Source organism: Persicobacter diffluens (assembly GCF_036244895.1).
Lineage (GTDB): Bacteria > Bacteroidota > Bacteroidia > Cytophagales > Cyclobacteriaceae > Persicobacter > Persicobacter diffluens.
Genome location: NZ_BQKE01000001.1, coordinates 3,329,108 through 3,341,843, shown reverse-complemented (window position 1 = coordinate 3,341,843; position 12,736 = coordinate 3,329,108). Strand labels below are relative to the sequence as shown.

Here is a 12,736-nt window from a genome sequence, read left to right as displayed (position 1 = left end):
GTTGTTAATGTGCAGATATTGAGTGGCTTGTGGGTGTTTGGGGAGGTGAGGATCGGGTTTTGGTCACCATTTCGCGACAACTATTTCTACTTTTATGCACGCTTTTCACCTATGTTTTAACTCAATTGACCAATAGGTTGAAAAACAGTCCCATTTTGGGAAAAATAGAGACAATTGGGCTTAAATGAAAACCCATTAATCTATTTGAGTGTCTATTTTGGCGGGTAAAGAGGCCGGTTGTTCCTTTTTTGATACCAGTTGGAAGGTAAAGGAGCGGGATTCGGGAAATCGCAGGGAAGATGAGGCAGGAGGTAGTCCCGATATGGGAAAAGCAGAAAGGCTGAGAAGCGGTAGATCGCCTAAGAGTGGGGAGTGAGGGAAGGCATTGGGGCCGATAGGCGCCCGGGGCAGGGATCAAGCCATTGTTTGAGCTCCTTTCGGGCGGTGGTGGCAGTTGGACAACCATGGATTGCCGCCGCCCGAAAGAGCGAGTGGTGCGAGCCCGACCGCGCTTGTGCGGTGCCCCCCAAAAAAATTATTTCTTTCTGGGTTTCTTGTAGATGGGCACGGTGGAGCAAGGTTCGCCGTACATGATGCCTTTGGCGTGGGGCACCAGGCGGTGCGATAGTTCCACATAGGCGGAAGTAGGCACGGCTTTGTCGGAACAGCCCTTGATCACGACCATTTTATCCTCGAATTGCTTATAATCGAAATGCGCCAGGGCCTTGCGGAAGATGACCGTTTCCAGTTCCTCCAAATCCCCGAAGACGATGGTGTGCGCGAAGGGATTCAGGCGGGTGGTCAGTAACATGAAGGCCCAGGTCGGGACGATGGCGTCCTCGGAACAGGTGATTGCCACATGCTTATCCTGATACTGTGTCCAGTCGGTAGCTTTCACAAAGTCACGGAAGTCTTTTTCGCGCAGGATCATGCCCTGAAACAGCTGGTCTTTGATGTCCAGCAATACGCGTTCGCCTTCCGGACGGAGGGTTTCGAGGTCTATTTGCTCGAGTCCACTGTTGGCGACTTTATTAACGATGGGTTGGTCTTGCAAACTCATACTCTTTTCTTGGGTTTGGTGCCTTGGAAGGCCTTTAAGTAGTAAGGCTCAAAGTAAGCCAGGCTTTCGAATTGTTGATTTTGATATTTTTCCTCGGCCAATAAGCCTACGCCTTTGGCAGATGGGGTGATGTTTTCAAGGAATACGGCATTTTCATGCTGCAGGATGTCTTTGCACTTGGGCATTCCATTTCCAAAGAAGACGATTTGGCGGTTGGCCAGCTGTTCCGTGAAAGGATTGATTTCGTCCTCCAGTACCTTAGGTTGGGTTTTTTCCAGCAGTTCGCCATTGGCTTCAGAAAGTTGGCAATATACTTCCATGCGTCGGGCATCGAGCATAGGGCAGTACAGGGCATCGGGACGATCTGCGGTATGGGCAACGGTGCGCACCATGGCCGACAGGGTGTCGATGGCAATCAGAGGAATGTCCAGCGCATGGCAAAGGCCTTTGGCGGTGGAAAGTCCAATGCGCAGGCCGGTATAAGATCCAGGGCCGGCGCTCACGGCTACGGCATCCAGTTGATTCATCTGCAAGCCGACGTTTTTCATCAATTGCTCGATGACAACGGTGAGCAGATTGGAGTGACTCTTTTCGATGAACAACTCCTGGATGGCCTGAAGTTCACCATCCTTAAATAATGCTACCGAACAAACCGGGGTAGCGGTCTCTATATTTAAAACTATTGCCATAATATCTTGTGGAATAAACGCTTAAAGTGAGTATTGACTCTCTTGGGCACTGCAAAATTATTAAATCCTTACTATTTTGTAGGTAGTTGCGCTTACTTTCACACCTTTTTAATGGGAAAAAGTCCTGAGGGGCTTGGTTTCTGTGTATTTTTGGAGTTGCCGGCCAAATTCCTGGCGGGCATTTTACTTGCTGATTGAATGAAATTTCTTTTCGATTTATTCTTGACCTTTTTTAAGCTGGGGGCGGTGACCTTCGGTGGAGGTTATGCCATGATTGCCATACTAGAGGACATTATCTGTACGCAGAAGCAATGGTTGGAGAAAGAGGAGTTGTTGGATATTATTGCGATTGCCCAGATGACGCCCGGTACTATCGCGATTAATGCCGCCACCTTTGTGGGCTTTAAATATAAAGGGGTTGGTGGGGCGATAGCGGCCAGTATTGGCTTGGTGATGCCCTCGGTGATCATTGTGACGGTGATTGTGTTGCTTTTCGGGGCTGAGCTGTCGAACCCTTTGGTGCAGGCGGCCTTTACGGGGATCCGTTGTTGCGTGGTGGCGCTGATTATGGTGGCTGTGGTACGCATGTATAAGGATTCGGTGAAGGAAAACTGGGGTAGGCTGGCCTTTTTGATCAGCGTGTTGCTAATGGTCTTTTCCGGACTGAACCCGATTGCCCTGATTGTGGCCGGTGCTGCGATTGCCATGCTGACGCAGTTGATTATTCCCAAATGGTTTTCTAAAAAACTGGCCTGATGGCCGCTAATGTATGATTTACTTAGAACTGTTCATAACCTACTTTAAAATTGGCTTGTTCTCTTTCGGTGGAGGACTGGCGATGTTGCCTTTGATTGAGCATGAGATGCTGAGCCATGGCTGGATGACGCATGCGGAGTTCATGAATATTGTGGCGATTTCCCAAATGACGCCTGGTGCTATTGCGGTGAACTGCGCGACTTTCATCGGGCTGAAGGTAGGCGGAGTGCCTGGAGGAATTATCGCCACTACGGGCTTGGCCATGCCCTCGGTGATTGTGATTCTGTTGCTCACGCAACTGCTGGCGCGCATAAAGGAACACCCGATGAAGAAGGCTTTCTTCTTTGGAATCAAACCGGTGACCATTGGCCTGATTTTTTATGCCGGGGTGATGGTGGCGCAGAATACGATTCTCCTAAATCCTGCCGACTGGCTGAGTGTGGATTGGGTGAAGTTCGTATTGACTGGTCTTTGTTTCCTGGTGCTGTATCGCTTTAAAGTGAACTCGATCATGATGATCGGCATTAGTGGGGTGATAGGGCTGGTTTTGTTTGGCTTTATGGGACTTTAATCAGTAACTGACCTGCCGTTATATAACATGGAGGGGTGGAATTAATATTCAGTGGAATGGAGAGGGATTTGAGGGGCTGTACCTCCCTTTAAATGCCCCGGACAGATTTATTGCAAGATCATCCTCAAGGTTCGGGAGGTCTGTTATCTTATAAAACAAAAAAAGCGCTTAGGTCTGCCCCAAGCGCTTTTCTTTTATTGATGTCTTACAATTATTCTCCTTTTAGGATTTTGTTGTACTCTTCTGTATTGTTTAATACCTCTATGGCTTTCTGAACCGTCTCATCTGTTTTGAAGGAAGCTTCGATCAAGCCTTCACGATAGTAGTAGCGGGAAACGATTTCCTCTGAAATAACGGTTTTGATTTCGTCTTTGAATTTCTCCAAATCCTTTTTCTTATCGTGCTTTACGCTTTTTTCCAATTCCTCGATTTGCGCCTGCACGTCGTCGAAAAATTTCTCTTTCTCAGCATACTCCTTAAGCTCTTCCAGTGATTTTTCCACCTTGGTGGTATAATCGTATTCCTTGTCGCCTAACCATGTCACAAAGTTATTGAAATCTTCATCGGTGATTTCAAACTCAGCCGGAGAAACGATGGATTCGTGATCGTAGTAGTAGTTAGTCGCATAGTCAAATATCCATCCGCGGGCCAAAAGACTGGCGGTGATTGGTGCAATGTACTTACGCTCAATTTCGATGTCCGGATCAATTCCACCGCCATCATAAACCGGGCGGCCATTGGCGGTATTGAAAGCTACTTTTAAAGAATCAGGCAATTTACCAACTGATCCGTCGTCGTTTCTGTGGGAATAATCTATGGCCTGAATACATCTTCCGGAAGGAATGTAGTATTTGGCCGTTGTTACTTTCAACTGAGAATTATAAGCTAGAGGACGGGTAGCCTGTACCAAACCTTTACCGAAAGTACGCTCCCCGATCAATACGCCACGATCGTAATCCTGCATCACACCGGAAACAATCTCTGCTGCGGAAGCCGAACGGCTGGAAGTAAGGACTACTAATGGAATCTCGGTGTCTACTGCACTGTTTAAAGTGTTGTATTCTTTATTCCAGTCAGACATTTTACCCTTGGTGCTTACCACTTCGGATCCTCTTGGTACAAAAACGTTGGATACGTTCACTGCTTCATTTAACAAACCACCCGGGTTGTCTCTCAAGTCTAAAACAATTTTGGAGGCGCCCTCTGCTTTTAATTTTTTTAAAGCGTCTTTTACCTCTTTACCTGCTTCGGTAGTGAAGTCTGAAAGTTTAATATAACCGATACCATCGGCAATCATTCCGTTCCAGGGTACATTTTTCAGCGTGATTTTCTCACGGGTAATATTGATGTCCAGAGGCTCTTCGGAGTTCTGGCGCTTAACTTTTACCACCAAACCAGTGTTGGCCTGACCTTTCAGCAGTTTAGAGATGTCAGAGACGTTCTTATCGGAAACATCAATACCGTCAATTTCCAGAATCTCATCGGCTACCTTCAATCCGCTCTTTTGCGCGGGGAAGCCTAAATAGGGCATGATAATGACATTTTTTTCATGCTGACGGCCGATGATGGCCCCAATCCCCCCATACTGACCAGTAGTCATGGTGCGGTAGTCTTCAATCTCGTCCTCCGGGATATAATTGGTGTAGGGATCCAGAGATTCCAACATAGCGTCAATCCCGGTCTTAATTAAGTCGTTTGGGTTGACCTCATCTACATAATAAGTGTTGATTTCTTTAAATAGGGTGGCGAAAATGTCCAAATTCTTGGCAATCTGGAAATAGCGATCGGCCTGATCTGTTCTGGTAAAGGAGAAAAGTCCTAAAAGACTGACACCCAAAACCATTGGCAAGAAAATTTTCTTGAAAGTTATTTTCATTGGTATGATTTATTAAAAGCAATAGCTGTATTTATCCTTAGATAACGATAAGGAAAAGAAAAAGTAGTACTCCAATTGCTAAAAATAATAGGGATTAACAATAAATAACAATTATTTCCCTGGAAATAGCCGCATTGCTTCAGGATTATGAAGGAATGCCTGCATTGATAACAAAAATATTTGCAAAAAGCTAGATAGCATCGACTCACCATTGGAGATGAACAGGCGAGAAAGAAGATGGGGGATGCACTTTTTTCAGGAAGGTATAAATGTGCTTATTGGAAAAGCTTATATTTTTGGATGATTTTCTGTTGGAAGCTTTTCTTTAAAGTCGATTTCAGGGAAGGGTTTTGGATCAGTCCGGTGTTTCGGACTCCTTCACTTCGTTTACCAGATGATGAATCTTTTTGAGGATCCTGCGCATTTGTTTTTCAATCTCTTGATACGGCAGCATCTTCGGAGAGGTATAAATAAAACCAATACGCAAAGCCGGATGGGTCTCCGGACTTAATAATTCTGTTTTATGAAGACGGTAAGCTTCACGAAGTCGACGTTTTACCGCATTCCGGTCAACGGCATGTTTATGTTTTTTCTTCGGAACGCTAAAAAGCACCTGATGAAAGTCGGTTTCCGGCTGCGAAGCAGGCAGGAATACCACTTTCATCGGATGCAAAAAAAAAGAGGAACCTTTATAAAAAAGTTCCTGTATAGATTTTTTACTACATAAACGCTCGGCTTTACATAGCGTGAAGGATCCGGGACGTCTAGTAGTGTTTCCCATAGAATGGCAAATAACCTTAATGATTATTTGTGAGTCTTTTGATCAGAAACAGTTAATCTTTTTCTTCCTTTAGCACGACGACGAGCCAATACTGCACGACCGCTTACGGAAGCCATACGAGCTTTGAAACCGTGCTTGTTTTTACGTTTTCTCTGCGAAGGTTGGAAAGTTCTTTTCATTACTATCTATTTTTTAAGGCTGCAAATATACAATTAAAATATCGATAAACAATTAGGGGGCTGAAAATAAGTTCCTTAGCCCGAGTTTATCGCGTAAAAAAACCACTTAACAGTGGTTTACGGGGCGCAAATATACGAAGGTTTCCTTAAAATCCATGGGCTTTGCATTAAAATTATGGCTTTTTAAGCGTTTCTACTCAGGGTAACGAACCAACGATCAGGCAGTTCACCATGAACGGCTTGCTGATAATCGGAGTATCCACAAGGAACGCGCCAAAAACGTGGCTTTCCTGGATTAGGGTTCGGAACTTCTACCCACCATTTTCCGGAGATGAGGCTTTTGTAGAATTTTATGGGTTCGTCATGGATGTCAATCTTGACCAAATATTGCATGAAGTCCTGGCTTTCAAATTCGGCCTCGTTTTTTCTATTGTAAAAGCCTTCGATAAAGTACCAGATCATGGTGGCGATTACCGAAGCGGTCTTCATTTGGTCATCATCCTCAAAGGGGTTGTATTCATAAAAGCCAATGGAAGACATGTCATTGTTTATGCCGGCATACCAGCAGATCTGACAAGCCTCTTCCCCTGTCAGCCCAAAAGGCTGTGCATAGGTGCTTCCGGGAGCATCAGAGGAACGAATAGCGGCAACATCAAAAGACAACAGTTGCGTGGAGCGGATAATGGGCTCCATGGCTTTAATATCTGCCCGGGCATCACCTAGTCGGATAGTATCAAAGCTTAGGCTTTGGAGCTTTTCAAGCTCCTCAGGGTCGCAGAGGTAAGTTTGATAGGCCAAATGGGCGAAGTTGTCCAGGATATTGGGGGTCTGCAGGATGATTTTTTGCAGGAAGTTCCTGTTAAAAGGTACCTCAGTGTCATTGGTAAGATCGAGGAAGGCATCAATGTTTAATAAGGATACCTTTTTTTCCTCAGAAAGATAGGCCTGGTATTGTCCAACAGTGAAATCATGGGTTCCTCCAAAGATTAAAGGTAAAATGTTATGATGAAGGAGCATGGCACAAACCTCCCGCAGCCTCCCACAGGTTTCTTCCGGGTCCAGGCCATTTCGAATGTTGCCTAAGTCGGCAATTCGATAAGGATTTGCTCCCTTTTTTAGTCGATAAAGCTTTTTTCGGATTTCCATAGGAGCCTGGCTCACCCCCATATTGGACTCATCACCACCGTTTTCTTCAATGCCTATGAAGGCGATATCCACCTCCTCCAAAGAGGGGAACTGATGCCTGAAGATTTGGATCTGTTCGCCTATGGTGTTTTTGGCAAAGGAGATGTCTTCCCCAAAAAATGGTTCCGGGATGGGGGATAAGAAAAGCTCGAAATTTAACATGCTTGCAATTAGGTAAAATCAGACCTTGGAAATTAACAAATGATTTAAAAATTGAAAAGTTTTTGGAAAAACTTACATAAAAAAAGGAGTGAACCCTATAAGCTCACTCCTTTAATTTATTCTGTTTGGGGATAATGATTATCCTCCGAAGTCGTCAAATCGGATGTTTTCGTCCGGCACACCCAAGTCTTCCAACATCTTCAATACTGCTGCGTTCATCATTGGAGGTCCGCATAGGTAGTACTCGATATCTTCCGGCTCATCGTGTTTGCTCAAGTAGTTATCCAACAATGCCTGGTGGATAAATCCTGTGAAACCGTCACCTTCATCTTCCATGTCCTTTTTCACTTTCCAGTTGTCCTCAGGAAGCGGTTCAGAAAGGGCAATGTTCATCTTAAAGTTAGGGAAGTCCTCCTCGATTTTATCGAAGTGATTCAAGTAGAACAACTCTTTCTTCGAACGACCACCGTACCAGTAAGAAACTTTACGATTAGTTTTCTCGGTGTGGAACAAGTGGAAGATCTGTGCTCTCAATGGCGCCATACCAGCACCACCACCGATGTAAACCATCTCGCGCTGAGTAGGGTTGATCTCGAATTCACCGTAAGGACCGGAAACTGTTACGAAATCGCCTGGCTTACGAGAGAATACGTAAGAAGAACAGATACCTGGGTTAACTTTCATCCAAGTGTTGTTCGCACGATCCCAAGGAGGAGTAGCGATACGGATGTTAAGCATTACGATATCACCTTCTGCAGGGTGGTTGGCCATAGAATAAGCGCGGTAGATCGGCTCATCGTTCACCATCTGAAGATCCCACAATCCGAAGTTGTCCCAGTCAGACTTATAAACGTCAGCAGGGTGACCCAACTCAGGATGAGGAGTGATGTCCATATCCTTGAAGTCTACCGTAATGGCAGGAACGTCAATCTGGATATAACCACCAGCTTCGAAATCCATGTGTTCGCCTTTTGGAAGACGTACTTTGAATTCTTTAATGAAAGTAGAAACGTTGTAGTTAGAAATTACCTCGCAATCCCACTTCTTAATACCGAAGATTTCAGCCGGAATTTCTATGTCCATATCGTTTTTAACTTTCACCTGGCAAGCCAAACGAACGTTATCTGCTTTTTCAGCTCTTGAAAGGTGACCTTCCTCTGTAGGCAATACGTCACCGCCTCCTGATGTAACTCGGCACTTACACATTGCGCAAGTACCTCCTCCACCACATGCAGATGGTAAGAAGATCTTCTCGTTACCCATGGTAGAAAGCAAGGTGCTACCAGCAGCGGTAGTCACTTCTCTTTCGCCATTGATCGTGATCTTCACCGGTCCTGACTGTACAAGCTTCGATTGCGCAAAAAGCAATACGAAAACCAACATCAGGATCAATGCAGTAAAGGCAACAACACCGGATAATACAATACCTGTCATTGTTCTTTAATGATTTGTAAATGATAAATAAACCTGCCTTCGCAGGCTGCACAAATATAAGGCTGTGCTTCAAAATCCTAACAATATATTGAAGGGAAATTCCGATAAGCACAAAAAAAAAGATGAACCTTTCCGCAGGATTTGCGTCGGATTCATCTTTTTTGGATTAATGTTAGAAATAAATGTCGATTATTTCAGCATTTTCAATAAGGAAGAAAGCTTTGACTTTACATGGCGGCGATCAACGATGAAATCCAGGAAGCCATGTTCCAGCACGAATTCAGCGCTTTGGAAACCTTCGGGAAGATCACGGCCGATGGTCTCGCGAATCACACGCGGACCGGCAAATCCGATCAGGGCACCTGGTTCAGAAATGTTGAAGTCTCCCAACATTGCATAGGAAGCGGTAACACCACCAGTGGTTGGGTCTGTCAAATAACTGATGTAAGGTACTTTTGCCTCTGAAAGTAAGTGCAGTTTGGCGGAGGTTTTGGCCATTTGCATCAGCGAATAACCTGCTTCCATCATACGCGCACCACCTGATTTGGAAATCATGATGAAAGGAATCTTGTGCTTCAATGCATGATCAATAGCACGGCTGATCTTTTCTCCGACAACAGAGCCCATGGATCCACCAATAAAGCTGAAGTCCATACAGGCTACCACTACTTCCAATTGGTTCATTTTACCGACGGCTGTACGACAGGCATCCACCAATTTGGTTTTCTCTTGAACTTTTTTCAGGCGTTTTGGGTAAGGCTTGCTATCCACGAAATTCAAAGGGTCGCCGGAGCTCAATGAGGCATCCAATTCCTTGAATTCGTTGTTGTCAAATAGGATCTCAAAGTATTCTTTGGAGCCGATGCGTACATGGTATCCGTCTTCCGGACATACGTATGCATTGGCTTTTAATTCCCTCATGTGGATAATGGAGCCGGACGGGGTTTTGTACCATAACCCTTCAGGGGCGTCCATTTTATCTTTGGTCGAGGTCTTTATCCCTTTATCCGTTCTTTGAAACCAAGACATATTTTTATATAGTTTAGTATGCTTTTAACTCGTAACAAATTGACAAAAAATCAGAACCTTAAGCTTGTGTTGGAAAGGAAACTAAGGTTCAACAGTCGCACAAATATATTTCAATATTTTGTTTATTCAAGGGAAATTCTTGTCCTATAAGATCATGCTCCTTTTGTTACTTTATTTAAGGGCTTGATTGATAATATTTTGGCGATCCATTTTTCAATAGATCGCCAAAATTAATATTAAACTGAAAAACGGACTTGTTTATTTCAGTTGGTCAGATTTTAAGTTCTTTATTTCCAGCAGGGCCACCTCTAGTTTGTTTTCGGCTACAGTAGCACGATCAGTAGCTTCCTTGAGTTTTTGGTCCAGATCATTTTCGCGTCTTGCAGCATCTTCTTGCGTAGCTTCCAATTCTTCCATGTTCTGACGCATCTCTTCTTCCTGCGCACGCAATTGCTCTCCCTGCAATTGAGCTTCCTGAAGTAATTTTTGGGTTCGGATATTTACGCGCATTGCACTGATTTCTGAAGCAATACTTTCTCCCAAACGCTCAATGAATTCAATTTGGTAAGGCTCAAATTTGGTGAAGGCCGCAATTTCGAGTACTCCGTAAACTTCCTCATTTACTTTTAATGGAATGACTAACAGGCAGGATGGGCTTGCATCACCTAGGCCGGAGGTAATATTGATATAAGAGGATGGGATGTCGGTCATGAAAATAGTTTCCTTCTCCTGGAAACATCTTCCGGCTATGCCCTCTCCTACCAATATTTCTTTTTGTAGGAATTTCTGACGATCATAGGCAAAACAGGCTTTTTGCTCCAGTACCGGATGTTCCCGGTTATCGGTTTCTAAAAGGAATATTCCGCCCTGATTGGCATTGGTGTATTTCACCAGTTCAGAGATGATTTTATAGGATAGTTCCTCAATATTAGCGTCGGCATTTCGCGTGATTTCGCTGAATTTTGCCAGCCCGGTATTTGCCCAGTTTCTTTGGTCTTCCTCCTTTTTTCTTGTTTTTTCTTGCGCGCTAGCGGTCTGAAGGCTGTCTTTCATTTCCAGTAAGGCCTTACCTAAATGATCATTTTCACTTTTCGACTGAAGCTCTACATTTAAATTCCCTCGTCCAATTTCATGTGCGAAATTGGTGATTTCACTCAGGCTGTCCATTACCTGGTTCAGGCTTTCGGCCATGTCCTGAATTTCATCCCTGGATTTAATGGACAAGTGATTATTTTTGGATACCTCTCCCTGAGCAATGCGTTTTAACATGCCAGTGGTTTTAATGATGGGCGAAGTAATACTATAAGCCAAGCCCCAAATGATCGCTAACAATACCAAAAGTCCAATGATCAGACCAATGGAGGCTCCTTTGGTTAATTCTTTGGCTTGTTCCATGAAAATGGATAGCGGAATTTTTATGGCTAAGGTCCAGGGTTTTTCTGTTCCCTGAGAGACTACCGGGACGAAAGTAATGAAGTAAGGGATTTCTCCTTCCTCAACGGTGTAGCTAAAGTTTTCCCCTGCCATAATTTTGTCCAGCATGTGCTCATCAGAAGGAAGGTGTTCTGCCAAATCCATAAGTTTATTTCCAATCATGCTTTGGTCAGGATGGCCCACAACGGTTCCTTCATAAGAGACCAGATAGGCTTCTGATCCCGGGTAGGGGTGAATGTCTTTCACTAAATCGGCAAATCCCCCCAGGCTCAAATCGCAGGCAACAATACCGGCGAACTTTCCGGACGGGAGGAAAAGCGGTGCGGCCTGAGAGCTCATTAGAAGCCCTTTAAGGTTTTCATTTAAAAGGTCCTGGTAAGGTTCTGCTAATACTTCTGCTGGCTTTCGTTTCGTTTGGTAATAGTAACTAGAAGGGTTGGATATGCTCGCGGTATCAAGTGTGGCTTTGAAATAAGTGATGTCATTACCTTCTTTTTGAGCCAGGCTTATGTATCTCCCATGGTCTTTATGCCAATCGGGGTCTATAGCCGCTAATTCCAAAATGTAATATACGGCCAGCAGGTCTTCATTTCTTTTGTAAAAAGAGCTCAGTAGGGTGTCCAGAATCGCTTCATTGGAATAGTCACCCTGAAAGTCTACAAAGTCCTGAACTCCATTTGCCAGGGCTCGCATCATTCCTTGGTTATGATTCAGGCGAGATTCAATTTGGTTGGCATATTCTCTTGCTGAAGTTTGAGCAACTACTTTGGCGTCTTCAATAGATTTTTCATTTAGGTTGTTGGTGAAAAAATACCAGGCGGTAATCACCATTGAGCCTAGAAAAACCGCTGTGAAAAACACCAATTTATGGCGTATTCGAAAACGTAATTTCATAAAACTATTCTGTTGGGTTTGGTTGGGGACAATAAAGGTTAAGAGTAAGGTATTACTGCTAAATCAATAATTTACACAATGTTAGTTTTGTGCGAAATATGAAGAAAAAAATTTTTTTTCAGATTATGAAGATAAAGAGATTAAAATTTGGTTGCAGTTTAATCGATTTGATCGATCGAATGAGAGGGATGAACCTGATTTTATTGGATCTTATTGAAAAAATTTAAAGTTAGTGGAGAGATAACAATGAAAAAAACATTAATTATGGAATAAAATCGCCTGTTTTTGAAAATTACATTTATGGGGCAGGCCAAAAAAAATTGCAAAAAAAAAGGTGATCTACTGATCACCTTAGTGGTATTTTTAATCAATTTCTTTGAAATCGATATACTCGCCTCCTTTAAAATTTTCAAGGTCTTTATCCTGTTGGTTCTTCTTGGGGACATAATCCACCTTGATTTGCCCGGATGGTTTCTTTCGAAATTGCTGATTTGATTCATTATTCTGGTGGTTGTAAGCCTGGTGCCAGCCCCTTTGTTGTTGGGTAGCTCTTCTTAATACCATTCCCAAAATTTTGTTGCTCATTTTGTAAGCAACATAGAAAATCATAAATAATATCAGCAGTATTTTAAACATGGCTTTAAATATTTTTATGGACTTGAGAAGCATTACTTCTCAAATCCAAA

General features: G+C 43.7%; 12 protein-coding genes. 2 read left to right on the top strand and 10 right to left on the bottom strand.

All coding sequences use genetic code 11. From position 1 onward, the window contains the following. Positions 1 to 535: 535 nt before the first annotated feature. A complete protein-coding gene (locus AAA970_RS13760; RefSeq protein ID WP_338237522.1) occupies positions 536 to 1,060 on the bottom strand; it encodes a DUF2480 family protein in 525 nt (174 codons plus the stop codon). Then, complete coding sequence (gene tsaB, locus AAA970_RS13755; protein WP_338237521.1) at positions 1,057 to 1,749, bottom strand: tRNA (adenosine(37)-N6)-threonylcarbamoyltransferase complex dimerization subunit type 1 TsaB; 693 nt, start codon at positions 1,747 to 1,749, stop codon at positions 1,057 to 1,059. Before tsaB ends, AAA970_RS13760 begins: the two co-directional genes overlap by 4 nt. Positions 1,750 to 1,947: 198 nt before the next feature. Between tsaB and AAA970_RS13750 the strand changes: the two genes are divergently transcribed. Beyond that, complete coding sequence (locus tag AAA970_RS13750; protein WP_060684825.1) at positions 1,948 to 2,505, top strand: chromate transporter; 558 nt, start codon at positions 1,948 to 1,950, stop codon at positions 2,503 to 2,505. A 13-nt stretch (positions 2,506 to 2,518) separates the two neighbouring features. Next, positions 2,519 to 3,076 (top strand): chromate transporter, encoded by a 558-nt coding sequence (locus AAA970_RS13745; RefSeq protein ID WP_053406636.1) that lies wholly within the window; start codon positions 2,519 to 2,521, stop codon positions 3,074 to 3,076. Between the two features lie 211 nt (positions 3,077 to 3,287). Here AAA970_RS13745 and AAA970_RS13740 read toward each other — a convergent pair whose 3' ends face one another. The 8 genes from AAA970_RS13740 to AAA970_RS13705 form a co-directional block, all read right to left on the bottom strand. Beyond that, a complete protein-coding gene (locus AAA970_RS13740) occupies positions 3,288 to 4,952 on the bottom strand; it encodes a S41 family peptidase (protein WP_338237520.1) in 1,665 nt (554 codons plus the stop codon). Positions 4,953 to 5,307: 355 nt separating this feature from the next. Further along, positions 5,308 to 5,733 carry a ribonuclease P protein component gene (rnpA, locus tag AAA970_RS13735; protein ID WP_338237519.1) on the bottom strand — a complete coding sequence of 142 codons (426 nt, stop codon included), beginning with the start codon at positions 5,731 to 5,733 and terminating at the stop codon, positions 5,308 to 5,310. A gap of 23 nt (positions 5,734 to 5,756) precedes the next feature. Next, positions 5,757 to 5,912, bottom strand: a complete 156-nt coding sequence (gene rpmH / locus AAA970_RS13730; protein WP_071932153.1) for a 50S ribosomal protein L34 — start codon at positions 5,910 to 5,912, stop codon at positions 5,757 to 5,759. Between the two features lie 183 nt (positions 5,913 to 6,095). Next, positions 6,096 to 7,259 carry a formimidoylglutamase gene (locus AAA970_RS13725; RefSeq protein WP_338237518.1) on the bottom strand — a complete coding sequence of 388 codons (1,164 nt, stop codon included), beginning with the start codon at positions 7,257 to 7,259 and terminating at the stop codon, positions 6,096 to 6,098. A gap of 138 nt (positions 7,260 to 7,397) precedes the next feature. Beyond that, positions 7,398 to 8,693, bottom strand: coding sequence for an NADH:ubiquinone reductase (Na(+)-transporting) subunit F (gene nqrF, locus AAA970_RS13720; RefSeq protein WP_053406639.1), 1,296 nt, complete (start codon positions 8,691 to 8,693; stop codon positions 7,398 to 7,400). 189 nt (positions 8,694 to 8,882) lie between these two features. After that, on the bottom strand, positions 8,883 to 9,722 hold the full coding sequence (gene accD / locus AAA970_RS13715; protein ID WP_060684819.1) for an acetyl-CoA carboxylase, carboxyltransferase subunit beta: 840 nt from the start codon (positions 9,720 to 9,722) through the stop codon (positions 8,883 to 8,885). Between the two features lie 258 nt (positions 9,723 to 9,980). Further along, positions 9,981 to 12,050: a GAF domain-containing protein gene (locus tag AAA970_RS13710; protein WP_338237517.1), complete on the bottom strand. Its 2,070-nt coding sequence runs from the start codon at positions 12,048 to 12,050 to the stop codon at positions 9,981 to 9,983. A gap of 363 nt (positions 12,051 to 12,413) precedes the next feature. After that, a complete protein-coding gene (locus AAA970_RS13705) occupies positions 12,414 to 12,686 on the bottom strand; it encodes a DUF4834 family protein (protein WP_053406643.1) in 273 nt (90 codons plus the stop codon). Positions 12,687 to 12,736: the final 50 nt, after the last annotated feature.